The following is a 25156-nucleotide window of genomic DNA, read 5'->3' as shown; positions in this document are numbered from 1 at the left end:
CGCAAGGGCGGTAGTTCGGATGCGAAGCCATTTTCTTTGGACGCGGATGCGATGTCTGGCCGCGTCGCGGAGGCGGCGCTCAGGCCGCCAGTACGTCCGTATTGCCGGCGATTTCGTCCACCTGCAACACCTGCTCCATGTCCAGCAGCACCACGAAGCGTTCGCCGACCTTGCCCATGCCCCGCAGCAGATCGCGGCGGATATGCGTGCCGAACGCCGGGGCCGCCTCGATATCGTGATCGGCCAGCTCGATGACCGCGTTGACCGCGTCCACCAGCACACCGATCACCTGCGTGCCCTGCGCCTGCTCGGTGGACAGGATCACGATGCAGCTGCGCTTGTTGATGGCGCTGTCGGCGCGACCCAGCCGTGCCTGCAGGTCCACCACCGGCACCACGGCGCCGCGCAGGTTGATCACCCCGCGTACGCAGGCCGGCATCGACGGAACCGGCGTGGGCGTGCGGTACTGGATAATTTCGCGGATGCCGAGAATGCTGGTGGCGAAGGTTTCGCCATCCAGCTGGAAGGTCAGGTACTGGGCGGCCACGTCGGCGTCGCCGGGCATCGCATCGGACGTCTGTGCAGTCATCGGTGATCCCTCAGAAGCGAGCGAACTGGCCTTCGTCCGGGCCTTCGGACATCGCATACGCCGGCGCGGCATTGCTGCGCCAGCCGCGTGTGCCGGCGGCGCGCACCGGTCGTGCGGCAACCTGCTGGCCGCGCTTGGGCGGCGTGGTCGCCGGCCCTTGCCCGCCCAGCCGGAAGAACGCCATGCTCTGCTGCAACTGCTCGGCCTGCGCGCTCATTTCCTCGGCGGTGGCCGCCAGTTCTTCGGACGCGCTGGCGTTTTGCTGGGTGGTCTGACTCAACTGCACCACCGCCGAATTGATCTGACTGACACCGGACGATTGTTCTTCCGACGCAGCGGAAATCTCCTGCACCAGATCCGAGGTGCGCTTGATGCTGGGCACGATGGTGTCGAGCAGTCGCCCGGCGCGATCGGCCAGTTCCACGCTGGAGCTGGCCACTTCGCCGATCTCCTGCGCAGCCACCTGGCTGCGCTCGGCGAGCTTGCGCACTTCGGCGGCGACCACGGCAAATCCCTTGCCATGCTCGCCGGCCCGCGCCGCCTCGATCGCGGCATTGAGCGCGAGCAGATTGGTCTGGTAGGCGATGTCGTCGATGATGCCGATCTTCTGCGCGATCTGCTTCATCGCCTGGGTGGTGGCCACCACCGCTTCGCCGCCTTCGATGGTTTCCTTGGCGGCCTGGGTGGCCATGCCGTCGGTGATGCGCGCGTTCTCGGTGTTCTGGCTGATCGAGGCGGTCATCTGTTCCAGCGAAGCGCTGGTTTCTTCCACCCCGGCGGCCTGCTCGCTGGCCGCCTGCGACAAGGACTGCGCGGTGGCGCTGACTTCTTCGGAGGCGCTGGCCAGGGTCTCGGCGCTGGTGTTCACCTCGCCCACCACCTGCGACAGCTTCTGCACCATGGTGCGCATGGCTTCGAGCAGCTGCGCGGTTTCGTCGCGGCCGCGCACCTCGATCTGCATGGTCAGATCGCCTTCAGACAGCCCGTTGGCGACCGAAACGGCACGACGGATCGGGCCGGTGACGCTACGGCTGATCACCAGCCCCAGGATCGCGCCGAGCAGCACGCCGCTGCAGATGATGGCGATCAACAGCTTGGAGCTGCGCGCATGGATGGCGCCGGTTTCGGCGTTGGCCGAGGCCGCACTGCGCTCGCGCAGGCCGCTCAGATCGGTCATCAAGGCATCCACTTCGTCCGAACTGGCGCGCACCGCTCGCGAGAGCGCGGCGAGTTCGGGGTTGGCTTCGCGCAGCGCTTCGCGGTTGGCCGCTTCGATGAAGCGACCGCGCTCGTCCAGATAGGTCTGCCAGGCACGGTCGAACTGCGCCAGCTTGGCCTTGCCCTCTTCGGTCTGGAAACTGCCGCGCGCGCGCGTCATGTAGTCCACCACCTTGGCGGTGTACTTGTCGATGTTCTGCACGTGCGACTGGCGCTCTTCCGCACTGCTGGCCAACAGCAGGTTGGCGCGCGCGCGCCCGGCGTAGATCAGGTTGATGTTGGCTTCCTTGACATGGGAAAGGCCCAGCAATTCGCGCTCGTATAGCGAAGTCGACAGTTCGCTGATGCGACCGGAGTTGGAATAACCTACCCATCCGATGCATGCGCCGATCGCCGAAACGATCAGAAACGCCACGATCAGCCTGGTTCCGATTTTGAAGTTGCCTAACATTGGGAGTTCTCGTGAGAAGGGTGCGCGGGCGGCAGGCATTGCCTTGAGGATCGACGGGCTGCACGTACCGATCGCGACGGTTCGGCTGATCTAATCAATCGTTGATAGCTATCGGCGAGGGCAAAACGCGCTTGAGACGCCGCCCACCGTTATGTGCCCATTCATCCATTTGGATCTGCGCTTTTGTGACAGAGCAGACGCTCCGAGACACCAGCTTTCGGAAAATCCCTACCCGATCGAAGGCGTGTCCGGATCAGCCCGCAGGACTGTCACGGCAATTCCCTTACGCTGGCGGCATGCCGATCGCCCTGCTCCCTCGCACGTTCTATGCCTGCGACGCCCGCGAGGTGGCGCCGCGCCTGCTCAACAAGGTGCTGGTCAGCGCCGATGGCCGCCGTGGCCGCATCACCGAGGTGGAAGCCTATTGCGGCAGCGAGGATCCGGCCGCGCATTCGTTCCGTGGCATGACGCCACGCACCCGGGTGATGTTCGGCGCCCATGGGCATCTGTACGTGTATTTCATCTACGGCATGCATTGGGCGATCAACGCCGTCTGCGGCGGCGCGCCCGGGCATGCGGTGCTGATCCGCGCGCTGGAGCCGCTGGCAGGCCTCCAGACCATGCAGGCCGCGCGCGGCGCGGCGCCGACCGCGCTATTGACCACCGGTCCCGGCCGCCTGGCACAGGCGTTCGGAGTGACCGCGGCCGACAACGGGCTGGATCTGACCGATGCCGCAGCGCGGCTGCGGATCGAAGACGACGGCATGCCGCCGCCGAGCGCGCCGCTGGCGACGCCCCGCATCGGCATCCGCAAGGCGATAGAAGCGCCGTGGCGTTGGGTGGTACCGGGCAGCCGCTACCTGTCGCGGCCGTTTCCACGGCTCAGCGTCATGCCCGCGGCTGTGCCTGGCGACTGAGCCAGCCATTGTTCCAAGGCACTGGGTTCGGCTGCAGCGGGCCCCCGCTGCAGCAAGCGCGCTGCCTGTTCGCCCTGCAAGGCGGTCAGTTCCTGCAGCGGCTGGCAACGCTCTCCCACCCATGCCGCCATCGGCAGGCCATCCAGATAGGCCACCCGGTTTCCGGGCACCCGCGCGATGCGCTCGCCGGGCAGCAGGCTGCCCAGCAGGTTGGCCGGGTCACTCGCACTCACGCACACCCACTGCTGCTGCGGCGCCTGCGCGCGCACCCGACGCAAGGCCGCGATCGCCTCCGGCAGCGCGAACTGCTCGCCGGACAGACCGGAGATGAAGCGGCCGCCGCGGATCTCGCCGCGCGCTTCCAGGCGTTGATACACGCGCAACAGCTCGCGCCAGGGCGGCAGCCATGCGGCTTCGCGCTCCAGTAGCCGCCAGCACACCACGCCGTACCGTCGCAGCACGCTGCGCGCCACGTGCTCCAGCGTCTCCTGGTGACGCTCGCCGGCTTCCGCCGGCGGCAGCTCGGGCAAGGCGCGCACCGGTGCCCAGCGTCCCGCATCGCGAATGCCCAGGGCGGTGGCGCGGCGCCGATGACGCGACAACGCCGACGGTCGCTTGGACGCCGGCACCAGCAGCGCGCGCAGGCCCGCATAACTGTCGCAGTGCACGCGGCCGCGCATGACCAGTTCGCTCAGGGCGTCTTCCAGTTCGGTGCCCATCAGCCGGGCGGTATCTGCGATCTCGTCGAAAAATAGCGCGCCGTGTTGCTGCAACACCTCCATCACGCGTTGCGCGCGCGAGCCCAGCGGGTCTTCGTCGGCGCTGCGTGCCAGAGCGCTCCAGCGCTGCGCATCGCGTCGCGGCAGCAGCACGATCGGGGTAGACCGCAGCGCGGCACCGCTGCGCCCGCCACCGGGGCGCAGCCGCGCCCATACGATGCGACCGGCGGTGCATAGCTCGTCCAGCCATGCCGGTTGGTAGTCGCGTACGCGCGCCGGCAGCAATTCGCTTTCCCACACTGCCGCAGGCGCTTCAAACGCCTCCAGCTGACCGACCACGCCGGCCAGCGCATCGGGCCCGGTAACCCGGCCGGCGTTGTCCAGATGCTGCCACTCGAACAGGAAGCGCGCATAGTCGCGTTGCGACACCGGCTCGATCTCGCGCCGCAACCGCCCCAGGGTATAGCGATGGATGCGCGCCAGCAGGTGGCGCTCGCACCACTCTTCCTGCGGCGCCTGAGCCGTGAAACGCCCGGCCATGACATAGCCCTCGCACTGCAGGGCCGCCAGCGCAGGCACGATCTCGCTCTCGGACAGGCGCAGGGCGCGCGCCAGGTCCGACACCTGCGCCGGCCCAACCGCCGCCATGCGGCCGCGCAACACTTCGCGCACCGCCCGGTCGCGCTGCCAGTCGGTCACCTGGCAATCCGTTGGTGCCTGCAGCGGCGGCTGCGCCGATGCATCCGGATACAACGGCATGCACCACGCAATACGCTCCGCACTGACCCACAGTGCGGGCGCCGCACCGATCGTCAGGCAGCTCGCGCGGCCATCGGCGGCAAGTGCAGCCAACCAGCCCTGCCACGACGGATCGGTGGCTTCTTCGATCGGCAACACTCCAAGACCGACCAGCGCTTCGTGCATTTCTTCGACATCGCGCGGTTGCGGCCAGGCCTCTTCGCGGACCGCGTCGATCGCCTGTGGATCCAGTCGGCCGAGATCGTCGCTGCTCTGCGGCGTGTAGCGACGGCCCTGCACGGCCTGGGTGCGTCGCTCTTCCAGCGGCGCATCGTCCAGGAACGCATACGGGCGTGCATTCAAGGCCTCGGCCGCCAACGGCGAGGGCGCGGCCAGATCGCGTGCCAGCAGCGTGATCGCGCCGGACTCCAGACCGCGCAACACCTGCAGCCACCCCTCGCTGTCCATGGCCTGATGCAGGCAGTCCTCCAGCGTCTGCGCCACCAGCGGGTGGTCCGGCACCTCGCGTTCGCCGACCAGGTTCTCCGCACACGCCACCTGGTCCGGAAACACGGTGGCCAGCAGGTCTTCCGACTTCATGCGCTGCAGCTGCGGGGCCACCTTGTTGCCGCCGGTGAAGCGCGGCAGCGCCATCGCATTGGTCGCGTTCCAGCGCCAGCGCACTCCAAACAAGGGCGCATCCAGCAGCGCCTGGATCAGTACATGCTCGGCCGAGGACGAATGCAGGTAGCGGGCCACGTCCTCCAGCGCGAAACTGTGGCTGGTGGACAGCGACAACACGATCGCATCTTCGGTGGCGGCCGCCTGCAGCTCGAAATTGAAGGTGCGGCAGAAGCGCTTGCGCAGCGCCAGCCCCCAGGCGCGGTTGATGCGGCTGCCGTAGGGCGAATGGATCACCAGCTGGGTACCGCCGCTGGCATCGAAGAACCGTTCCATCACCAGACACTGGCGTGTGGGCATGGCGCCCAGCGCCGCGCAGGCCTGCGCCAGATAATCCACCAATTGCCGGGCCACTTCCGGCGCCGCACCCAGTTCGCCGCACAGCCAATCGCGTGCTGCCTGATGTGGGCCGTGATCGAGCCGGACCGCGATCTCACCGCGCAGGCGCGACACCGCCACCGACAGCTCATCGCTGCGGCCTGGCGCCTCGCCCAGCCAGAACGGAATGTTCGGCGGCGCGCCCTTGGCGTCTTCCACGCGCACGCGCCCGGCTTCCACCCGCAGGATGCGGTAGCTGGCATTGCCGAGCTGGAACACATCGCCGGTGAGGCTCTCTACCGCAAAGTCCTCGTTCACGGTGCCGATCTTGTCGGCCTGCGGCTCCAGCACCACGCTGTAGTCACCGGTTTCCGGGATGGTGCCGCCAGAGGTCAGAGCGGTCATGCGCGCACCGCGCCGCGCATGCAGCCGGCGATGCACGGCGTCGCGATGCAGATAACCCGCGCGTGGGCCAAGCCGGGTGCTGAAGCCCTCGCACAGCATGCGCACCACGCTGTCGAAGCTGGCGCGGCTCAGCTGCGCGAACGGCCATGCCCGCCGTACGAGCGCAAACAGCGCATCTTCGTCCCAGTCCTGGCAGGCGGCTTCGGCCACGATCTGCTGGGCCAGCACATCCAGCGGCGCTAATGGCACACGCAAGGCATCCAGTTCGCCGCGCCGCACGCTGTCCAGCAACGCGGCGCATTCCACCAGCTCGTCGCGGGTCTGCGGAAACAGACGCGCCTTGGGCGTACCGCCGACCTTGTGGCCGGAACGACCGGCGCGTTGCAGGAAGGTGGCGATGGAACGCGGCGAGCCGAGTTGGCAAACCAGATCGACATCGCCGATATCCAGCCCCAGTTCCAGCGAGGCGGTGGCCACCAGCACGGTCAGTTCACCGGCCTTGAGCCGTTGTTCGGCCAGCAGGCGGGTCTCGCGCGACAGGCTGCCGTGGTGCGCGGCCACCCACTGCTTGCCGAGCAGATCGCCCAGATGCCGCGCGGCGCGTTCGGCCATACGCCGGGTGTTGACGAACACCAGCGTGGTGCGATGCTGCTGCGCCAGCGCGGCCACGTCGGCGTAGACCTGCAGCCATTGATCGTTGGACATCACCACGCTCAGCGGCGTGGGCGGCAATGCCAGGGCCAGGTCGCGCGCACGCGCATAGCCGATGTCCACGATCTCGCACGGCGGCGCCGCACCGTCCTCGCCCACCCCGACCAGGAACTGCGCCACCGTCTCGATCGGCTTCTGCGTGGCCGACAGGCCCACGCGCACGATCGGACGCTCGGCCAGGCGCTGCAGCCGCTCCAGGGTCAGGCTGAGGTGGCTGCCGCGCTTGTCGGCCGCCACCGCGTGGATTTCATCGACGATGACGGTGCGCACATGCCGCAGCGCATCGCGCCCGGATGCCGACCCCAGCAACACGTACAGGGATTCGGGCGTGGTCACCAGGATATGCGGCGGCACCCGCCGCGCCTGGGCGCGCTCGCGCTGCGGCGTATCGCCAGTGCGCACCGCCGTGCGCACCGCCACATCCGGCAGCCCTTCGGCGGCCAAGGCCGCGCGGATCCCTTGCAGCGGCGCCTCCAGATTGAGGTGGATGTCATTGGACAAGGCCTTCAGCGGCGAGACGTAGACCACGCGGGTTTCGTCGGGCAACGCACCGCCGTGCGCCAGGCCGTCGCGGATCAGACCATCGATGGCGGCGAAGAACGCGGTGAGCGTCTTGCCCGAACCGGTGGGCGCGGCCACCAGCGTGTGCCGCCCGCCCTGGATCGCCGGCCACGCCGCAATCTGCGCCGGAGTGGGCGCGGCGAAGGTCTGCGCGAACCAGCCGGCGACCACGGGGTGAAACTGCTGCAGGACAGGATGCATGGACGGTACCGGTCGCGGATGGCCAGCCTGACGGCGTGGGACGGATGTCGACGCGAAGACGTGCCTGGGAAATGGCGCCGCCAGGGCATCGATGCAAGTCGGCGTTTGCGGCGGGAGTGAATGGATTCACGCGCGCTCGGCGGGGGCTCCATGGCGGCGCGCAGCCTTGCCTCGTTCGCCAGATCCTGTCGAACAGCAAGTTGGCAGCATAACGACGCGTCCTGCGCCACCACGGGCCTGTCGATCGTTCCCCAGGCGCCGTGGCGAGCACTACGGCATCCGGCGTTGCATCGCCGTTGCAGGCTGGTGCCATTTGACGACCATCGCCCCGACCATCGATGGCAGGCGAGCGTCCTCGCCGGCAGCGCAAAGCAGCATTCGCAAGGTGGCGCAGGCCATCGACGCCGAACAGCAGCCGCCACCACGCCGAGCGCATCGAGGCGTTCGCGATTGTCGTGCCAGCGATGGCGTGGCACATTGGCAGCATGCCTAGCCTCATCGTCTTCATGATCGTCGGCGCCGCGGTGGTCGCGTTGTGGAACGCGTCGCGCGCCGCCGCCGAGCGCGCCGAGATACTCGGCCGCAACGCCTGCCGCGCAGCCGATGTGCAGTGGCTGGACCAGAGCGTGCATGCCACCGGCATGCGCATCTGCCGGATGCCCAACGGCTGGCTGGGGTTCGAGCGTACGTTCCGCTTCGACTATTCCTATGACGGCGCGGACCGCCATAGCGGCAAGCTGGTATTGCGCGGCGACCAGCTGGTTGCCTTCACCGGCCCACAGGTGGCCACCGTGCGGGCGCTGCATCCGGACCAGCCGCGGCTGGAATGATGGGGCATGCCGGGCAACGCGGCTTGCGTCCACTTCTTGAGTCCAGAAGTCTGGGCGTAGCAGCAGCAAGCGGACGCCCGACCGTAGCCCGCCGTTGAACGGCGCGTGGCTGCACGCGGGCGGCGGCGATAGACACCGAACGCTTGGCAGCTTCCCACATCGAGCCAGCTCACCGCTCCAGCGCGGAATCCCCGGGCACCGGCTCATAGCCATCGCCCCTGCCGCTCAGCCAGCGTATCTCCCGTTTGCCTTCCCGGCGCAGATACGCCTGCGCGAGTCCGCATAGCCGATGCGCAAGATCGGCAGGCTGCAACAGCCGCGACTTACCGGCCACCTCGATGCTGAGAAAATGCACTTCGGCCGGCGTGTCGGTATAGCTGCGCGCAACCAGGCACGTCGCAGCATCGCTGAAGCGGTAGATGTCGTATTCGTACTCGTAGTCGTACATGCCGGACGCGTCCGGCTCGCCGCGATCGACATGACGAACGCGCTCCACCTGCATCGGAGCGCCGCCGGGCATGCGCCTACTTGACCACGCGCAGATGCGGACGCTTGCCGCCACTGGGCGGCTCGTCCGGAGACGGCGTACTCGGCGGCGGCGCGCCGGGATCCGGTGGCTCGCTGCTGGTGCCAGGGATATCGTCCGGCAACGCCATGCCCTGCCCGGTCTCGCGTGCGTACACCGCCAGGACGGCCGCCATCGGCACCATCACCGGATGGCTCACACCGCCGAAGCGCGCGGTGAAACTCACGCCTTCATTGTCGACCTGCAGCCCGACCACGGCACGTTCGGCAATGTTCAACACTACCCGACCGTCCTTGACGGCGCTTGCGGGCACCTGCACGCCGGGCAGTCCTGCATCCACCAGAACGTGCGGCGTCATGCCGTTGTCGTTGATCCATTCGACCAAGGCCCGCAGCAGGTACGGGCGATGGCTGGTCATGCGGGGGAAATCTTCGCTCATGACGTCATGTTACCCGGACACGACCTGCAACGGCGGCAATGCATGCGCACGCCGGTCTGTTGGCATACAGTCGTCGCATCAGCCCGGCAGGTCGCGTAGTTTCTTTTCCTGCTCGGTGAGGCTGCGGATGAAACCTGGATTGCGGAAGATCCGGTTGCCGTAGTCCTCGATCGCCTTGCCGTCCTTGGGCAGGCTGATCTCCAACGCCTCCAGTCGCCAGATGATCGGCGCCATCGCGCAGTCGGCCAGACTCATTTCCGGATTGAGGAAGAACTTGCTGGCCTTGAACAACGGGACCGATGCGGTCAGCAGCTCGCGCAGACGCTTGCGGCCCGCTTCTGCCTGGGTCTTGTTGCCGAGCTGGATCGCCTGCACCTGCGGCACCCAGTCGTGTTCGATGCGCAGCATCGCCAGACGCAGACGCGCGCGTGACAGCGGATCGACCGGCATCAGCGGCGGGTGCGGATAGCGCTCGTCCAGGTATTCGCTGACCACCGATGCGGCGTACAGCACCAGATCGCGTTCGACCAAGGTGGGCACCGAGTGGTACGGATTCAGGTCGATCAGATCTTCGGGAGGATTTTGCGGGTCGACCGGCACCAGGTCGTAGGTCACCCCTTTTGCCGCCAGGACCAGACGGACCCGGTGGCACAACACGTCATCGTTGGACGAAAACAAGGTCAAGGTATTGCGCATACGCACACTCGTCGCCATTCAAGGCTCTCCGACGACCGGAATCCGCCGGCCGCATCGGCGCGGCCGGCCCAACGCCGACCATCACCACGGTCCATCGAGTGTGCAATCACGTCACGCAAAAGCCAAGAGTGCTAGGGCCGATTCATGCCGGGGCAGCGTATCGACATGAGGAGCCCGCCAGGCATCGCTGGGATCCGGGCGGAGGCCGGCAGCGCATGCCTGCCAGGAGGCGAACGAGATGGCAGCAGCATGATGCGAAGCCCGTTGACCCGATACCGATGTCGCAACGATGCTGACAAAACGGCGAAGCGGGATCTGCCGGGCGTCAGGCCTGGACGTCAGCGCGCGCCCCTGCGCAGATACGGTGTGCATGGCAGGGCACGGCGCATCGATGCGGATGCGATTGCCACGCATGGCTTTCGCCGCGATAACCGCCGGCCAATGCCGCCGGTCGCATTCGATGCGTCATGCAGGCACGCACCGGCACACGCGATCGCCGCGGTGTGACCGCATCGCGTAACAATGATGGGTCGGCAACGCCGGCCTCGTGCGCTGCCTTGCCCTACCCCCTACCCCGCAGGGGAAAGGAGGAGCGCGATATCTGCCTGATGCACCTGACGTCCGTCACCCGTCGGCTGCTGCGCACATCCCAGGCTGGACGCCTGCACCCATCAATGCACGTCCTTCCAGTACTCCTTCTTCAGCAGATAGGCGATGAAGGTGAGAAACGCCAGGAACAGCACCACCCAGACGCCCATGCTCTGCCGCTTCAGCGCAGCCGGTTCGCCTGCATACTCGAGGAAATTGGCGATGTCGCGCACGGTCTGATCGAACTCCACCGGCGTCTGCCGCCCGGGCTGCCCCAGCTTCAGCGCCTGCACCGGCTTTTCGCCGGTGGCCTTGTCGACCGGACCGAACTGCGCCTGCTGCAGGCCCTGCATCTCCCACAGCGGGTTGGGCATCGAGGCATTGGGGAAAAGTTGATTGTTCCAGCCCAGTGGACGGGTCTGGTCCAGATAGAACGACTTGAGGTAGGTGTAGACCCAATCGGTGCCGCGTACGCGCGCGATCAAGGTCAGGTCCGGCGGTGCCTTGCCGAACCACTTGGTGGCCGCATCGTGCGGCATGGTGCCTTCGATGTGCTCGCCGATCTTGGCGCCGGTGAAGTTGAGATTGGTCATGACCTCCGCTTCGCTCAACCCCAGATCGCTGGCCATGCGCGAGTACCGCAGATACTTCAGCGAGTGGCAGCCCGAGCAGTAGTTCATGAACAACTGTGCGCCGCGCTGCAACGACGCGCGGTCGCCCAGGTCGTTGCCTGCCTGCTGCACTTTTCCGCCTTCGGCCGCGATTGCTCCTGTGGCCAGGGTGAGGCCGCACAGCAGCGCGACCGCGCGCGACTTCCATGACGTCACGTTGGGATTAGTCATGCGTGGTCACCCGCTCCGGTACCGGCTTGGTCTTGTCCAGCCGTGTCCACACCGGCATGGTGATGAAGAAAGCGAAGTACAGGAAGGTCAGCGCCCGCCCGACGTAGGTCTCGTGCGCATCGGTCCCGGGACCGGAGCCGATCACGCCCAGCCACACGAAGCAGACCACCAGCACGCCCAGCGCCACCTTGGAGATCCAGCCGCGATACCGGATGGAGCGCACCTTGGCGCGATCCAGCCACGGCACCAGGAACAGGATGGCGATGGCCGAGAACATCACCAGCACGCCGCCGAGCTTGTCCGGCACCACGCGCAACATCGCGTAATACGGCGTGTAGTACCACACGGGTTTGATGTGCTCCGGCGTCACCAGGCGATTGGCCTCGGTGAAGTTGTCGTGCTCCAGGAACAGGCCACCGAAGGCCGGCGCGAAGAAGATGATGAAGGCCGCGATCACCAGCAGGAACCCGACCCCGACCAGATCCTTGACCGTGTAGTACGGATGGAACGGAATGCCGTCGGCCGGCTTGTGCGCATCCCAGCGATTGCCCTTGGGACCCTTCTTGATCTCCACGCCGTCGGGATTGTTGGAGCCCACTTCATGCAGCGCGCCGATGTGCAGCACGATCAGCAGCAACAGCACCAGCGGCAAGGCGATCACGTGCAGGGCGAAGAAGCGGTTCAGCGTGGCATCGCCGGGCAGGTAGTCGCCCATGATCCATTCGGTCAGCCCGTTGCCGATCACCGGAATGGCGCCGAACAGCGAGATGATGACCTTCGCGCCCCAGAACGACATCTGCCCCCATGGCAGCACGTAGCCCATGAAGGCTTCGGCCATCAGCACCAGGTAGATCAGCATGCCCAGGATCCACACCAGCTCGCGCGGCTTCTGGTAACTGCCGTACATCAGGCCGCGGAACATGTGCAGGTACACCACGATGAAGAACAGCGAGGCGCCGGTACTGTGCATGTAGCGGATCAGCCAGCCCCACTCCACGTCGCGCATGATGTATTCGATCGAGGCGAATGCATCGGCGGCGCTGGTCTTGTAGTGCATCGTCAGGAAGATGCCGGTGACGATCTGGTTGACCAGCACCACGATGGCCAGCGAACCGAAGTAGTACCAGATGTTGAAGTTCTTCGGCGCGTAGTACTCGCTGATGTGCTTGCGGTAGGTGGGCATCAGCCCGGGGGCGCGTTCGTTGACCCAATCGAACACGCCGTTGGCGGTACGGACCAGGATATTGCTCATCACGCAGCCCCCGTACTGTTGGCCGACTTGCCGGCAGCGTCCGGATCGACGCCGATCACCAGGGTGTTGTCGTCGACGTAGTGGTGTGGGGGCACCAGCAGATTGATCGGTGCCGGCACGCCGTCGAAGACCCGGCCGGACATGTCGAAGCGCGACTTGTGGCAAGGGCAGAAATAGCCGCCTTTCCACTGCGGGTCGTAGGGCTCGGGGCGGATCTCGGCCACCATCTCGGGCGAGCACCCCAGGTGCGTGCACAGCCCCACCAGGACCGAGATATCGGACTTGATGGAGCGGTACTCGGGGTTCTTCAGCACGTAGTCCGGCTGCTGGTCCTTGTTCTCGGACTTGGGATCCTTGAGCCGGTCGTCCAATGAGGGCAAGGCATCGAGCATCGCCTTGGAACGTTTGACGATCCAGATGGGCTGACCGCGCCATTCCAGAACCAGCCGCTGCCCTTCCTGCAAGGCGCTGATGTCGGCGGTCACCGGTGCGCCGGCCAGCTTGGCGCGTGCACTGGGATTCCACGACTTCACGAACGGAACTGCAACAAATCCTGCTCCGACCGCACCGACCACGGCGGTTGTCGCGGTCAAAAACCGACGACGCCCGGTATCGGCAGGTGCGTTAACCCCATCGTTGGCCATCCGGCTCTCCGATCTTGATTAGGTAGCGTGAGGCTGCCAACGGCTGGCGGGGGGTCCAGCCGCGATGAATCGACCGCAGTGTAGCGGAACGCTTAATGCACAGACAATGCAATGTACGCAGTCGGACCTGTGCGATGCAATGGCCGGTGTGCACGGCGCTGTGCAGGCCATGCATGACCGGGCGTGTGCACGTGCGTGTGGCTGTGACGCAGTGCGCGCCGACGAGCACCGCGACTGTTGCCTGCGCATCTGCAGATACCCGCAGCGATGACTCGGCCCGGCATCGCCACTGACGATCGCCGCAGCGCGCGGACGGCCTGCGGCGGCGGTGCCGACAGCCCGCACGCCACTCAGTTGGCGGTGGCGACCTGCCCGCGATAGCGGCCGGCCAGCACGCCGACGCGTTGCACGTACCGCTGTGTCTCGCTATACGGCGGCACGCCGCCATAGCGATCCACGGCACCCTCGCCGGCGTTGTAGCCTGCCGCGGCCAGGGTGAGGTCGCCATTGAAGCGCTTCAGCAACCACGACAGGTATTGCACGCCTCCACGGATGTTTTGCGATGCGTCATAGGCATCGCTGACCCCGAAGCGTCGCGCGGTTCCCGGCATCAACTGCATCAGGCCCTGCGCGCCGGCACGGCTGAGCGCCAGCGGGTTGTAGGCGGACTCGGCATGAATGATGGCGCGCACGATGGCTTCTTCGACGCCGAACTCGCGCGCCGCCGAAGCGATCTCCTGTTGATAGGCGGCGGTGTTGAGCCGGATCGCGCCGAAGTTGACGCCCGGCTTTGCAGCGCAGGCGTAGCAGGTCTCGATGAAACTGTAGTGGATGGTGCGCAGGCCTTCGATGCTGGCGACCTGGCGTGGACGGGCGCTGGTGTAGTGGCGCACGCCATCCTTCATATACGAGTAGACCTGCCCGCTGACCACCCGGCGCGGGTTGCCCCCGGTAGCCGGTGCCCGACTCGGCGCGATGGCAGTGGCGCTTTCGGCCGGAGGCACTGCGCGCGGCCCCGCCACAGCGGCCTCGGCCGCGCGCCGCGGCGGCTGGCTGATGATGGTGGCGGGTGCGCCGCTGTCGATCGTGGCGGCAGCACCGGACGCCGCATGCGACAGCGCAGGCGCCGGGGCAACGGTCGCGGGCGCTGCTCGCCGGGCCGAACGATCGGGGGTATAGCTGCTGATGACGCTGCAGGTCGCCCCGCTCTGGCGCTTGCTGAGGTAACTGGTGATGCCGTCGCCGCTGACGCATTTGTACAGGGTGCCCGCGCTGGCCGGCGCAGCCGACAACGTCACCAGCAACAGCCCCAGCGATCTTGACATCCCCTTCATGCGGCGGAGTGTCCCAGCTTGCCACGGGCTTGCCAAGAGGTGCCGCCCCTACCCCGACAGCCGGTCCAGTCGCGTCCGCAAGTCGTCCAGGGCATCGAGCAGCGGATTGCGCATGTCGGCGGGCGCGAGGGTCTCGAACGGCAATTCGAGCAGCAGCAGGTTGGCCGCCAGCGCGGACATGCTCGGGGCGCCCAGTCCGAGCCAGCAATGCCCCGCCCCATCGGCTTCCAGCGCGCCCAGCCAGGGCGGGATCTGCGCCGCCAGCGTGTCCAGCGCCCCGTGCAGGCGCACGCGGGCACGGCATGGGTACGGTGCTTGACCGATGGCCTGGCGCAGCAGCTGCAGCGGCTCTTCCGGCAGTGCGCGGGCAGCGAACCGCGCGCCAGTGGCCACCGCCCGATCCACGCGATCGGCACGCAGCGTCCGCCAGTCCTGGCGTTCGCAATCCCAGGCCAGCAGGTACCAACGCCGGCCATAGTTGACCAGCAACGCCGGCTCGACGCAGCGGACGATGGCCGCGCCGGAATGGCGCCGATAGTCCAGCCGCAGCGTGGCACGGTCGCTGCAAGCGCCCGCCAGTTGCGCCAGCACCGCCGCGTCCACCAGGCCGTCCGGCTCGACCAGCGGCAGGCTCGCCGTGGCCGCATGTGCGGCGCTGGCGCGCTGGCCGCTACGCCGCGGCAAGAGCGGATCGAGCTTGGTCAGCACGCGGGTGGCGGCCGCATCCATGCCGCGGATGGCGGGGGCAGCCGCGCGCAAGGCGATCGCCACGGTCAGCGCCTCTTCTTCCTCGAACAGCAACGGCACGGCTGCGGCGCCCTGCCCCAACCGGTAGCCGCCACCGGTTCCCGGTGCCGCATGGATCTGGTAGCCGAGGTCGCGCAGCCGGTCGATGTCCCGCCGCAGGCTGCGCGGATGCACCTCGAGGCGCTCGGCCAGCGCCGGGCCCGACCAACTGCGGCCACCTTGCAGCAATGACAGCAGACGCAGCAGGCGGGCAGCAGTGGAAGCCATGGCGCGACGGTATTGCGGACAGAATCTGTCCGCAAGCCCTCCGTAGCATCCGGGCTGCAGCCATCCCGATCACCCACCCGACGCAACCATGGAGACCGCAATGTCCGACGACCGCCACATCACCCTGTTCCACAATTCCCGTTCGCGCTCGCGTGGCGTGCTGGTGCTGCTGGAAGAACTGGGCGCCAGTTACAGCCTGCAGATCATCGATCTGGAGAAGGAACAGCAGCGCTCGCCGGAATTCCTGGCGATCAACCCGATGGGCAAGGTGCCGGCCATCGCCCACGGCACCAGCGTGGTCACCGAGCAGGGGGCCATTTATCAGTATCTGGCCGAGCTGTACCCGGAAGCCGGCCTGTCGCCGGCGCCGGGCGACCCAGACCGTGGTGCCTACCTGCGCTGGCTGGCGTTCTACGGCTCGGCATTCGAGCCGGCGATCCTGGATGTCGCACTCAAGCGCCAGGCTCCGCCGCGCGCGATTTCGCCCTATGCCGACTGCGATACCGTGCTGGCGGTGCTGCATGCGCAACTGGCGAAGGGCGATTACCTGCTGGGCGCACGCTGCAGCGCCGCCGACGTGCTGTGGGGCAGCGCCCTGGCGTGGATGACGGAGTTCGGCGTGATCGACCCACCGGCCCCGACCCGCGCCTACATCGCACGGATGGCGACCCGCCCGGCGGTGGCCCGCGCCGAAGCCATCGACCGCCAGAACGTCGCGGACGCCGCCAGCCCGAACGGGTAAACTGCGCGGCTTCGTTCACCACCCGCCTGGAATAAGCGCCATGCCCGGGACATCCGTTTCCGACCTGTCCACGGCCGCCGCCGTGGACGCCCCCGCCCTCGTGCCGCTGCCGGTCGCCCGCCCGGCAGCGCCTGCCGTGGTGCGCGGCAAGCTGTACATCAAGACCCACGGCTGCCAGATGAACGAGTACGACTCGGCGAAGATGGCCGACGTGCTCGCCGCCTCCGAAGGACTGGAGCTGACCGACAACCCCGAAGACGCCGACGTGGTGCTGGTCAATACCTGCTCCATCCGCGAAAAGGCGCAGGAGAAGGTGTTCAGCCAACTGGGCCGCTGGAAGGCGCTGAAGGCCGGCGGCAAGCCGGTGATCATCGGCGTGGGCGGCTGTGTGGCCTCGCAGGAAGGCGAGGCCATCGTCAAGCGCGCTCCCTACGTGGACCTGGTGTTCGGCCCGCAGACCCTGCACCGGCTGCCGGAGCTGATCCGTGCCCGCCGCGAGTCGGGCAAGTCGCAGGTGGACATCAGCTTTCCGGAGATCGAGAAGTTCGACCGCCTGCCCGAACCGCGCGCGGAGGGGCCGTCGGCCTTCGTCTCGATCATGGAAGGCTGCTCCAAGTACTGCTCGTTCTGCGTGGTGCCCTATACCCGTGGCGAGGAAGTCAGCCGGCCGTTCGAGGACGTGCTGGTGGAAGTGGCGCAGCTGGCCGCGCAAGGCGTGCGCGAGATCAACCTGCTCGGCCAGAACGTCAATGCCTACCGCGGCGCCTATGGCGCCGATGCAGGCGAGGCGGCGCAGTATGCAGACCTGGGCCTGCTGATCCGCACCATCGCGCAGATCGAAGGCATCGGCCGCATCCGCTTCACCACCTCGCACCCGCTGGAGTTTTCCGATTCGCTGGTGGACGCCTACCGCGACGTGCCTCAGCTGGCCAACTACCTGCACCTGCCGGTGCAGGCCGGCAGCGACCGCATCCTGTCGGCGATGAAGCGCGGCTACACCGCGCTGGAATTCAAATCCAAGATCCGCAAGCTGCGTGCGGTGCGCCCGGATATCTCGATCAGTTCGGACTTCATCGTCGGCTTTCCCGGCGAAACCGAAGCGGACTTCGAAAAGACCATGAAGCTGATCGAGGACGTGGGCTTCGACCAGAGCTTTTCGTTCGTGTATTCGCGCCGTCCGGGCACGCCGGCTTCCGACCTGCAGGACGACACGCCCGAGGCGGTCAAGCAGGCACGCCTGGCGCGCCTGCAGGCGCACATCAACGCGCACGCGGCAGGCATCTCGCAGTCGATGGTCGGCAGCGTGCAGCGGGTGCTGGTGGAGGGCCCGTCGCGGCGCGATCCGAACGAGCTGACCGGCAAGAGCGAGAACATGCGCCCGGTGAACTTCCCCGGCAATCCGCGCCTGATCGGTCAGTTCGTCGATGTGCTGATCACCGAGGCGATGAGCAATTCGTTGCGCGGGCGCATCCATCTGGACGACGCCGCCGGGTGAGACATGCGCGGCGCCGCAGCGCGCGCGCCGCGCCACTCGGGCTGATTCTCCATCAGGGAAAAACGGCCGAACCGGGAACAGGCGCGCATAGGCCTGCCCTCGATCCACGCGTTGCATGCCGGCCATGCCGGCGGCACCGGCCAGGTGCGCAATCGGACACCTTGCACAGACTGCACTGCCCGACACATCGTCCGCGCCTGCAACGGCACCGGCACCGGCACCGGCACTTATCCGTGAACATTGCAGCACCACGCGGGTCTCCCTGCGCGAGACTCGTGCCGCCTGCGCGGTAGCGGCTGCGCAAGCACGCACAGAGACGTGTCCGGCAACAACGCGTGCATCTCGAAAACGCGTTGATCAAATTTTCACCAAGCCGATGCGAGGCCTTGCTGCATCAGGCGCCATCGCAGTTGTCCACAGGCTTTGCCGAATTCGATCCACATCGGCTGTGGACAAGCGCACACGGTCTGGCGATTTTTTCGCCACATACCCCGCAAGCCTTACGTCAGTAGGGCTGGCGCACTCTATCCACAGGTTAGTGATGCGCAACTCCACAGCCGGTGTGGAAAACCTGGCGGGGTGTCCTCCCGCACGTTTCCGCCATGCTGCGGCGGACATGTTGTTGGTGGGATCACGCCCTGCGCGCTACCCTCCTCTGCCGTCACATCAACGCCGCATGCGCGCTGTCCGATCCGACCATGAACGCACCTGCCTATCGCGACTTCACCCTGCTCCCCGAAGACACCGAGCGCCTGGCCAATCTGGCCGGACCGTTCGATGCGCATCTGCGCCAGATCGAGCTCAAGCTGGGCGTGGAGATCGCCAACCGCGGCAACATCTTTCGCGTGACCGGCCCGGAAGCTGCGGTCGCCGCGGCTCAACAGGTGTTGATCGCGCTATACGACGAGGCCGCGTCGGTCACCTTCGACAACCACGCGATCCACTTGCGCTTGAACGATGCCAATGTCGAGCGGGTCGCCGAGCGCGCCTATCAGCCCCAGGACGTGGCGATCAAGGTCAAACGCGGAACCGTGCGTGGCCGCGGCGCCAACCAGGCCAGGTACCTGCATGCCATCGCCACCCACGACATCAATTTCGGCGTGGGCCCGGCCGGTACTGGCAAGACCTTTCTGGCGGTGGCCAGTGCGGTGGAAGCCCTGAACGAATCGCGCGTGCAGCGGCTGATACTGGTGCGCCCGGCGGTGGAAGCCGGTGAGAAGCTCGGCTTCCTGCCCGGCGATCTCAGCCAGAAGGTGGACCCCTACCTGCGCCCGCTTTACGACGCACTCTACGAGATGCTCGGCGTGGAAAAGGTGGTCAAGCTGCTGGAGAAGAACGTCATCGAGATCGCACCGCTGGCGTATATGCGCGGCCGTACGCTCAACGACGCTTACGTGATCCTCGACGAAGCGCAGAACACCACCATCGAACAGATGAAGATGTTCCTGACCCGGCTGGGCTTCGGCTCCACCGCGGTGGTGACCGGCGACCTGACCCAGATCGATCTGCCCAAACACGTCAAGTCGGGTTTGCGTGATGCGATCGACGTGCTGCGCGATGTCGAAGGCGCCAGCTTCACCTTCTTCGAAGCGCGCGATGTGGTACGCCATCCGCTGGTGCAGCGCATCGTCACCGCCTATGAGAAGCGCGATCTCGCCGAAAAGCCGGCCGAACCTGCGGGGTGAAACGGGCTGCGGGACGTGACAGGGGTCCCCGGCACGGCTCGGTGAAACGCCAGGCAGGCCGGAAGACCTCCAGGTTGCGGTCGCGCGTGATCTTCGCGCAGCCCTTCGCGCCGGCCGGCCTGCTGCGGTGCTGAGCCAGACGCACAACCCGCAGCGCCACGGCGCTACACTCGCAACCTTGTTCTGCACAGGAGGTGCTCATGGCCGGTTGTCGCGTGTTGTTCTTCGCCTGCATGCTGGGTGTTGCCCCGGTTGCGTTGTCGGCCGCGCCAGACGAGCCCCCAGCATCCTCGCGCGCTTACATCGAGACCAGTTACCTGGCCGCGCCGAGGAACGTTGGTCCATTTACGCTCGCCCGCAGCTCCTACAACCCGGCAGCCAAGGTCTCGGGGGCCGGATTCCATTACGCGATGGCTGGGCATCCGGAATTGAATATCGATGTGTTCGTTTATCCGGCCGGGCAACGCGCTCAAGCCGAGGCCATCGAGCACGGCATGGTCGCCTTTCGCAAGGACCTCGACGCGGCGCGCACACAAGGCACCTATTCGCGGCTGGACGAGCTGGACCAGGCCAGGTTTGTATTGACCAGCGACGATGCCCCGAAAAACGTTCCGGCCAATGCAGTGGATGCCAAGGTGATCGCGGCCATTGCGGACGCCGAACGCATCGTTGGGGAAAAGCTGCGGCTCAGCATGGACCTGTCCTCGTCCGCCATGCCGCTACTGTCCAACGGCTACCTGGTCTACAAGCAGCTGTACTACATCAAGGTGCGGGTATCGGCAGCGCAGCAAGCAATCGCGCAGACCACGTTCGAGGCACTCGCCGACCAGGCTGCGCGCGCGCTCGTACCGGCCATCCAGGTCAGCAATATTGGCGGGTGCGCGGATCTCACCGTCCACCTCGATGCCAAGGCCACGCCCGATCAAAGCGCCGTAGAGATGGCGCGCCAAATCAAAACTCATCTTGGCTTCAATTGCCACGGCTCGACCGAGCAGGCAGGCATCGAAGCGCTGGTCAAGACAGCCGAGGTGATCGAAATCGCCTATGACCCCAGCGAGTGGAAGTCGCAGTGAGGCAACACACGCGCGATACTGTCGGTCCTGTCCGAACTGAATTGCTGGTGTTGCCATGACCAAAGGTCCGGTCCGCCTCGACGTCGCCGTCAGTTATGCGCTGCCGCGCGCCGGCCTGCCGTCGTCGGTGAGCTTTCGCAAGTGGGTGGCGGCGGCCCTGAAGGGACGCATCCGCGAGGCCGACCTGGCGGTACGTGTGGTCGACGAGAAGGAGGGCCGTTCGCTCAATCACCATTACCGCGGCAAGGACTACGCCACCAACGTGCTGAGCTTTCCGGCCGAGCTGCCGGAAGGCCTGCCCAAGGGGGTCAAGATGCCGTTGTTGGGCGATCTGGTGATCTGCGCACCGGTGGTAGCGCGCGAGGCGGCCGATCAGGGCAAGTCGCTGGCCGCGCACTACGCGCACCTGACCGTGCATGGCACCTTGCACCTGCTCGGCTGGGATCACGAGGACGACAAGGAGGCCGATGCAATGGAACAGCTGGAGCGCGAGATCCTGGCCGACCTGGGCATCGAAGACCCGTATGCGGAGGAGCGATGATGCGCGCCCTGCTCGCCGCCGCCTGCCTGCTGCTGAGTCCGGCAACCGCGCTGGCGCAGACCACGCCGGTACGCCCCGACCTGCCGGCGCTGATCGAATGCCGCCAGCGCATCGGCGATTTCAACGCGCTGGCGCCCGTGCTGACCGACCCGCTCAAAGCGGTGGCGCTGGGGTGGACGCCGCTGGATCAGTCCAACCTGTTCATGACCGAATACACGCTCAATACGCCGATCAGCGTGTTCGGCCATACTACCAACCACATCGCGTTTTCCGGCGCCAGCATCATGGCGATCCTGGACCTGCCCGATCCGCGCCCGCTGGCCAAGCAGCTGGCGCTGGAACTGGGCGTGGATAACGCCGACAAGGTCATGTACGGCCGCGAGCTGGTCAGCGACGACACCACCAACCCCAAGACCGGCGAGGCGATGATCGAATCGATCGTGCTCAGCGTGACCAACGTCAAATCCCACCCCGGCAAGACCGTGGTCGGCTGCGGCTATAGCCTGGACCTGCCCTGAGAGCCGGGGCAGGCGCCGCCTCCACAGCGTGCGCGCTTGGCTTCCTGCTAGACTGGCGGCCAATGCCTGGTTCTCCGGGTGCCGTTCCCCGTCACGATGTCCGAAGACGACAGTAGTTACAGCTCAGATCCCCCAGAAAAACGCCGCAGCTGGCTCGAACGCCTGAGCGCGGCCTTCTCCGGCGAACCGCACACCCGCGACGAACTGGTCGCATTGCTGCGAACCGCCGAACAGGACGGCCTCATCGCCGCCGACACCCTGCGCATGATGGAAGGCGCGATCGCCGTCGCCGAACTCACGGTGGGCGATGTGATGATCTCGCGCTCGCAGATGGTGTCGCTGCCGGTGGAGGCGCGCTTCATCGACCTGATGAAGCAGGTGGTCGAATCCGGCCATTCGCGCTTCCCGGTACATGGCGAGAACAAGGACGAGGTGCTCGGCATCCTGCTGGCCAAGGACCTGCTGCGCGGCGTGGTCGCCGACAACGGGCCCGGTAACATCCGCGAGCTGCTGCGCCCGGCGGTGCTGATTCCCGAGTCCAAGAAGCTCAATGTCCTGCTCAAGGAGTTCCGCCTCTCGCGCAACCACATGGCGATCGTGGTGGACGAATACGGTGGCGTCGCCGGCCTGGTCACCATCGAAGACGTGCTGGAGCAGATCGTCGGCCAGATCGACGACGAGCACGACGACGCCGAGGAAGAGAATTCGCTGATCGCGATCCAGGCCGACGGCCGCTACGTGGTCGATGCGCTGACCCCGATCGAGGACTTCAACGAGCGCTTCGGCGCCGAATTCCCCGACGACGAGTACGACACCGTCGGTGGCCTGGTCACCGATGCGATCGGGCATCTGCCGGAAACCGGCGAGGAACTGACGCTGGGACGGTTCGCGTTCCGCGTGGCCAAGGCCGACGCGCGCCGCGTGCACGCCTTCCACGTCACCATCCTGCCGCCAGACCCGCAGGACGACGCTTGAACCAGCCCACCCGCAGTACCTGCACGGCGCCGCAGCGCGCTGGCGCCTGGCGATGGGCCGCTTGCTGCGCGCTGCTCCTGCTGACCCTGCTGGTGACCCCGCTTGCCCCGGCCCAGGCTGCCCAAGGCCAGACTGCGCAAGGCGTTGCTCCCGCCCCCGCAGCGACACCACGCGTCGGCGTGCTGACCATGCAGCCGGGTGAAGTGTTCTTCGAGCGCTTCGGACACGACGCCATCGTGGTGATGGACCCGGTCAGCGGACAGGCCACTTCGTACAACTTCGGCTTCTTCGACCCCAGTGAGCCGGACTTCGTGCCGCGCTTCGCGCGTGGCGAGATGATGTATTACCTGGTGGCGCTGCCGCTGCAAGAAGACCTGTCGCAATATCGCAACGCCGGCCGCGGGGTCAGCATCCAGTGGCTGGATCTGCCGCCCGAGCAGGCACGCACGCTCGCCGACGCCCTGGCGGTGCGCAGCCGACCCGAAAACGCGCGCTACCACTACGACTACTTCGAAGCCAACTGCGCCACGATGGTGCGCGATGCGCTCGATCGCGCCATGGGCGGCACGCTGCAATCGCAACTGGCCGGCCGCTCGCGCGGCAATACCTACCGCAGCGAAGCGGTACGCCTGGCCTCCCCCGCGCCGTGGATGTGGCTGGGCTTCGATCTCGGGCTTGGCCCCTACGCCGACCGCCCGCTATCGCGCTGGGAAGAGGCCTTCGTGCCGATGCGGCTGGCCGACAGCCTGACCCAGGTGCACAACAGCGCCGGCCGGCCGCTGGTGCAATCCACCCAGGTCCTGCTGCCGCACCGGATCGCGCCCGAGCCTGCCGAACAGCAGCGGCACTGGTGGCCCTGGCTGCTGGCCGGCACGCTGGTCGCCGCCGGCGTGCTGGCATTGCGCCGCCGGCAGCGGCTGCTGGCCGGGCTGGCACTGCCGTTCTGGCTGTTGTGCGCCGTCGGTGGCGGCCTGCTGGTGTATCTGTGGGGCTTTACCGCACATCAATCCGCGTGGGCCAACCGCAACCTGTTGCTGGTCAACCCGCTGTGCGTGCTGCTGTGGTTCGGTGGCATCCGGCTGCAGCTGGGCCACCGGCCGGGACGCTGGTTCAATGTGCTGTCCTGGCTGGTGGCAGCCGGGGCGCTGCTGGCATTGGTGATCCACTGGCTGTCGTTCCAGGCCCAGGACAACCTGCAGTGGGTGATGCTGCTGTTGCCGATCCACGCCGCGCTCGCGATGGCCCTGCGGCCGCACGCATTGCCGTTGCGCGGGCGCTGATCCAGGATGCGCCCATGAACAGCCACGGCCGCCATCCGGACAACCCGTCCTGCGTCATCACCTGCGCCTACTACGACGGCGAGGGCAAGCGCCACGACATCAGCCTGGAACAGATCAGCGATGTATTGCAGCTTGCCGACGGCTTCGTCTGGGTGGGGCTGTACGAGCCGCAGGAATCGGTGCTGCACAAGCTGCGCGACGAATTCGGGCTGCACGATCTGGCGATCGAGGATGCGTTGAAGGCGCACCAGCGGCCCAAGGCCGAGAGCTATGGCAACTCGCTGTTCGTGGTGGTCAATACCGCGCAGCTGGTCAACGAACGCATCCGCTATGGCGAAACGCATGCGTTCCTGGGCAAGCGGTTCCTGCTGACCGTGCGCCACGGCGCATCGCTGTCGTACGCGCCGGTACGTCATCGCGTGGAACGCGAGCCGGCCATGTTGCACATGGGCGCATCGTTCTGCCTGTACGGCGTGCTGGATTTCGTGGTCGACAACTATCTGCCGATCATGGACGAGTTCCGCGACACGCTGGAGCGCCTGGAAAAGGACATCTTCGCCGACGACTACAAGCGCGAGACGGTGGTACGCCTGTACGAGCTCAAGCGCGAACTCAACAAGATGCGACTGGTGGTGGCGCCGCTGCAGGACGTGCTCTCGCACCTCAAGCGCAACCCTGGCTCGCTGATCCACGCGGAGGTGGGCATCTACCTGCGCGACGTGCTCGATCATGCAGTGCGCATCAACGACGCCATCGACACCCTGCGCGAAATGCTGGGCACCGCACTCAGCGTCAATCTGTCGATGGTGACACTGGCGCAAGGCGAGACGGTGAAACGTCTGGGCGCCTGGGCTGCATTACTGGCCGCGCCGACCCTGATCACCAGTTGGTACGGCATGAACTTCACCCACATGCCCGAACTCGACAAGCCCTACGCCTACCCGTTGCTGGTTGGTGGCATCGTCGCCTCCTGCCTGGTGCTGTATCGCCTGTTCAAGCGGGCGCGGTGGCTTTAGGGCCGCTTTGCGGCCCGGGATTTGGGAGTCGGCATTCGGGATTGGTTGAGCGGGTTTGCTGATCGCGGATCCAGCTTGAGCGACGGTTGTGTTTCGATCGCTGTTGCATTGATCGTTTCGCTCAGACTATTCAATGTCTGCTGGTTTCTTTTTGCCC

General features: G+C 66.6%; 22 protein-coding genes. 11 read left to right on the top strand and 11 right to left on the bottom strand.

The window, feature by feature from the left end; translation table 11 throughout:
• Positions 1–79 precede the first annotated feature (79 nt).
• Both LL964_RS00250 and LL964_RS00245 read right to left on the bottom strand, forming a co-directional pair.
• A complete protein-coding gene (locus LL964_RS00250; protein WP_104586907.1) occupies positions 80–589 on the bottom strand; it encodes a chemotaxis protein CheW in 510 nt (169 codons plus the stop codon).
• 10 nt (positions 590–599) lie between these two features.
• Positions 600–2258 (bottom strand): methyl-accepting chemotaxis protein, encoded by a 1659-nt coding sequence (locus LL964_RS00245; RefSeq protein WP_104586906.1) that lies wholly within the window; start codon positions 2256–2258, stop codon positions 600–602.
• A 296-nt stretch (positions 2259–2554) separates the two neighbouring features.
• On the opposite strand from LL964_RS00245, the gene LL964_RS00240 reads away from it, so the two are divergent.
• On the top strand, positions 2555–3175 hold the full coding sequence (locus LL964_RS00240; RefSeq protein WP_104586905.1) for a DNA-3-methyladenine glycosylase: 621 nt from the start codon (positions 2555–2557) through the stop codon (positions 3173–3175).
• Here the strand turns inward: LL964_RS00240 and LL964_RS00235 are convergent.
• The gene (locus LL964_RS00235) at positions 3115–7509 is read right to left on the bottom strand and encodes a DEAD/DEAH box helicase (protein WP_104586904.1); all 4395 of its coding nucleotides are present in this window, start codon (positions 7507–7509) and stop codon (positions 3115–3117) included. The genes LL964_RS00240 and LL964_RS00235 overlap by 61 nt on opposite strands.
• Before the next feature lie 464 nt (positions 7510–7973).
• Here LL964_RS00235 and LL964_RS00230 point away from each other — a divergent pair, with 464 nt between their 5' ends.
• Positions 7974–8339, top strand: a complete 366-nt coding sequence (locus LL964_RS00230; RefSeq protein WP_104586903.1) for a DUF3301 domain-containing protein — start codon at positions 7974–7976, stop codon at positions 8337–8339.
• Between the two features lie 169 nt (positions 8340–8508).
• Here the strand turns inward: LL964_RS00230 and LL964_RS00225 are convergent, their stop codons facing one another.
• From LL964_RS00225 to LL964_RS00190, 8 genes are all read right to left on the bottom strand, one after another.
• Positions 8509–8841, bottom strand: a complete 333-nt coding sequence (locus LL964_RS00225; RefSeq protein ID WP_104586902.1) for a hypothetical protein — start codon at positions 8839–8841, stop codon at positions 8509–8511.
• 22 nt (positions 8842–8863) lie between these two features.
• On the bottom strand, positions 8864–9304 hold the full coding sequence (locus LL964_RS00220) for a ClpXP protease specificity-enhancing factor (protein WP_104586901.1): 441 nt from the start codon (positions 9302–9304) through the stop codon (positions 8864–8866).
• A 78-nt stretch (positions 9305–9382) separates the two neighbouring features.
• Positions 9383–10018, bottom strand: a complete 636-nt coding sequence (locus LL964_RS00215; RefSeq protein WP_104586900.1) for a glutathione S-transferase N-terminal domain-containing protein — start codon at positions 10016–10018, stop codon at positions 9383–9385.
• 653 nt (positions 10019–10671) lie between these two features.
• Positions 10672–11430, bottom strand: a complete 759-nt coding sequence (locus LL964_RS00210; protein WP_167395278.1) for a cytochrome c1 — start codon at positions 11428–11430, stop codon at positions 10672–10674.
• The gene (locus LL964_RS00205; protein ID WP_104586898.1) at positions 11423–12682 is read right to left on the bottom strand and encodes a cytochrome b; all 1260 of its coding nucleotides are present in this window, start codon (positions 12680–12682) and stop codon (positions 11423–11425) included. Before LL964_RS00205 ends, LL964_RS00210 begins: the two co-directional genes overlap by 8 nt.
• Positions 12682–13326 (bottom strand): ubiquinol-cytochrome c reductase iron-sulfur subunit, encoded by a 645-nt coding sequence (gene petA / locus LL964_RS00200; RefSeq protein ID WP_104586897.1) that lies wholly within the window; start codon positions 13324–13326, stop codon positions 12682–12684. Before petA ends, LL964_RS00205 begins: the two co-directional genes overlap by 1 nt.
• A gap of 350 nt (positions 13327–13676) precedes the next feature.
• On the bottom strand, positions 13677–14660 hold the full coding sequence (locus tag LL964_RS00195; RefSeq protein ID WP_104586896.1) for a lytic transglycosylase domain-containing protein: 984 nt from the start codon (positions 14658–14660) through the stop codon (positions 13677–13679).
• Between the two features lie 48 nt (positions 14661–14708).
• A complete protein-coding gene (locus LL964_RS00190; RefSeq protein ID WP_104586895.1) occupies positions 14709–15674 on the bottom strand; it encodes a helix-turn-helix transcriptional regulator in 966 nt (321 codons plus the stop codon).
• Positions 15675–15774: 100 nt separating this feature from the next.
• Here LL964_RS00190 and LL964_RS00185 point away from each other — a divergent pair, with 100 nt between their 5' ends.
• The 9 genes from LL964_RS00185 (at position 15775) to LL964_RS00145 (ending at position 24999) form a co-directional block, all read left to right on the top strand.
• Positions 15775–16416, top strand: a complete 642-nt coding sequence (locus LL964_RS00185) for a glutathione S-transferase family protein (protein WP_104587153.1) — start codon at positions 15775–15777, stop codon at positions 16414–16416.
• Between the two features lie 40 nt (positions 16417–16456).
• Positions 16457–17911, top strand: a complete 1455-nt coding sequence (gene miaB / locus LL964_RS00180; protein ID WP_104586894.1) for a tRNA (N6-isopentenyl adenosine(37)-C2)-methylthiotransferase MiaB — start codon at positions 16457–16459, stop codon at positions 17909–17911.
• 698 nt (positions 17912–18609) lie between these two features.
• Positions 18610–19596: a PhoH family protein gene (locus tag LL964_RS00175; protein WP_104586893.1), complete on the top strand. Its 987-nt coding sequence runs from the start codon at positions 18610–18612 to the stop codon at positions 19594–19596.
• A 410-nt stretch (positions 19597–20006) separates the two neighbouring features.
• Positions 20007–20669 carry a hypothetical protein gene (locus LL964_RS00170; RefSeq protein ID WP_104586892.1) on the top strand — a complete coding sequence of 221 codons (663 nt, stop codon included), beginning with the start codon at positions 20007–20009 and terminating at the stop codon, positions 20667–20669.
• A 55-nt stretch (positions 20670–20724) separates the two neighbouring features.
• Positions 20725–21210: an rRNA maturation RNase YbeY gene (gene ybeY, locus LL964_RS00165; protein ID WP_104586891.1), complete on the top strand. Its 486-nt coding sequence runs from the start codon at positions 20725–20727 to the stop codon at positions 21208–21210.
• The gene (locus tag LL964_RS00160; RefSeq protein WP_104586890.1) at positions 21210–21728 is read left to right on the top strand and encodes a hypothetical protein; all 519 of its coding nucleotides are present in this window, start codon (positions 21210–21212) and stop codon (positions 21726–21728) included. The genes ybeY and LL964_RS00160 overlap by 1 nt, the downstream gene beginning before the upstream one ends.
• Positions 21729–21824: 96 nt before the next feature.
• Positions 21825–22703 carry a CorC family transporter gene (locus LL964_RS00155; RefSeq protein WP_104586889.1) on the top strand — a complete coding sequence of 293 codons (879 nt, stop codon included), beginning with the start codon at positions 21825–21827 and terminating at the stop codon, positions 22701–22703.
• Positions 22700–23983, top strand: coding sequence for a lipoprotein N-acyltransferase Lnb domain-containing protein (locus LL964_RS00150; protein WP_104586888.1), 1284 nt, complete (start codon positions 22700–22702; stop codon positions 23981–23983). The genes LL964_RS00155 and LL964_RS00150 overlap by 4 nt, the downstream gene beginning before the upstream one ends.
• Positions 23984–23997: 14 nt before the next feature.
• Complete coding sequence (locus LL964_RS00145) at positions 23998–24999, top strand: magnesium and cobalt transport protein CorA (RefSeq protein ID WP_104586887.1); 1002 nt, start codon at positions 23998–24000, stop codon at positions 24997–24999.
• Positions 25000–25156 lie beyond the last annotated feature (157 nt).

Origin of the sequence: Xanthomonas melonis, from assembly GCF_020783655.1 — a bacterium.
Taxonomy (GTDB): Bacteria; Pseudomonadota; Gammaproteobacteria; order Xanthomonadales; family Xanthomonadaceae; genus Xanthomonas; species Xanthomonas melonis.
The sequence above is the reverse complement of the archived record's forward strand: the minus strand, read 5'-3'. Positions and strand labels throughout refer to the sequence as shown.

Excerpts from the sequence above, each read along its gene's own strand:
- LL964_RS00250 (WP_104586907.1), bottom strand. The coding sequence starts at position 589 with ATGACTGCACAGACGTCCGATGCGATGCCCGGCGACGCCGACGTGGCC.
- LL964_RS00245 (WP_104586906.1), bottom strand. The coding sequence starts at position 2,258 with ATGTTAGGCAACTTCAAAATCGGAACCAGGCTGATCGTGGCGTTTCTG.
- LL964_RS00240 (WP_104586905.1), top strand. The coding sequence starts at position 2,555 with ATGCCGATCGCCCTGCTCCCTCGCACGTTCTATGCCTGCGACGCCCGC.
- LL964_RS00235 (WP_104586904.1), bottom strand. The coding sequence starts at position 7,509 with ATGCATCCTGTCCTGCAGCAGTTTCACCCCGTGGTCGCCGGCTGGTTC.
- LL964_RS00230 (WP_104586903.1), top strand. The coding sequence starts at position 7,974 with ATGGCGTGGCACATTGGCAGCATGCCTAGCCTCATCGTCTTCATGATC.
- LL964_RS00225 (WP_104586902.1), bottom strand. The coding sequence starts at position 8,841 with ATGCAGGTGGAGCGCGTTCGTCATGTCGATCGCGGCGAGCCGGACGCG.
- LL964_RS00220 (WP_104586901.1), bottom strand. The coding sequence starts at position 9,304 with ATGAGCGAAGATTTCCCCCGCATGACCAGCCATCGCCCGTACCTGCTG.
- LL964_RS00215 (WP_104586900.1), bottom strand. The coding sequence starts at position 10,018 with ATGGCGACGAGTGTGCGTATGCGCAATACCTTGACCTTGTTTTCGTCC.
- LL964_RS00210 (WP_167395278.1), bottom strand. The coding sequence starts at position 11,430 with ATGACTAATCCCAACGTGACGTCATGGAAGTCGCGCGCGGTCGCGCTG.
- LL964_RS00205 (WP_104586898.1), bottom strand. The coding sequence starts at position 12,682 with ATGAGCAATATCCTGGTCCGTACCGCCAACGGCGTGTTCGATTGGGTC.
- petA (WP_104586897.1), bottom strand. The coding sequence starts at position 13,326 with ATGGCCAACGATGGGGTTAACGCACCTGCCGATACCGGGCGTCGTCGG.
- LL964_RS00195 (WP_104586896.1), bottom strand. The coding sequence starts at position 14,660 with ATGAAGGGGATGTCAAGATCGCTGGGGCTGTTGCTGGTGACGTTGTCG.
- LL964_RS00190 (WP_104586895.1), bottom strand. The coding sequence starts at position 15,674 with ATGGCTTCCACTGCTGCCCGCCTGCTGCGTCTGCTGTCATTGCTGCAA.
- LL964_RS00185 (WP_104587153.1), top strand. The coding sequence starts at position 15,775 with ATGTCCGACGACCGCCACATCACCCTGTTCCACAATTCCCGTTCGCGC.
- miaB (WP_104586894.1), top strand. The coding sequence starts at position 16,457 with ATGCCCGGGACATCCGTTTCCGACCTGTCCACGGCCGCCGCCGTGGAC.
- LL964_RS00175 (WP_104586893.1), top strand. The coding sequence starts at position 18,610 with ATGAACGCACCTGCCTATCGCGACTTCACCCTGCTCCCCGAAGACACC.
- LL964_RS00170 (WP_104586892.1), top strand. The coding sequence starts at position 20,007 with ATGGCTGGGCATCCGGAATTGAATATCGATGTGTTCGTTTATCCGGCC.
- ybeY (WP_104586891.1), top strand. The coding sequence starts at position 20,725 with ATGACCAAAGGTCCGGTCCGCCTCGACGTCGCCGTCAGTTATGCGCTG.
- LL964_RS00160 (WP_104586890.1), top strand. The coding sequence starts at position 21,210 with ATGCGCGCCCTGCTCGCCGCCGCCTGCCTGCTGCTGAGTCCGGCAACC.
- LL964_RS00155 (WP_104586889.1), top strand. The coding sequence starts at position 21,825 with ATGTCCGAAGACGACAGTAGTTACAGCTCAGATCCCCCAGAAAAACGC.
- LL964_RS00145 (WP_104586887.1), top strand. The coding sequence starts at position 23,998 with ATGAACAGCCACGGCCGCCATCCGGACAACCCGTCCTGCGTCATCACC.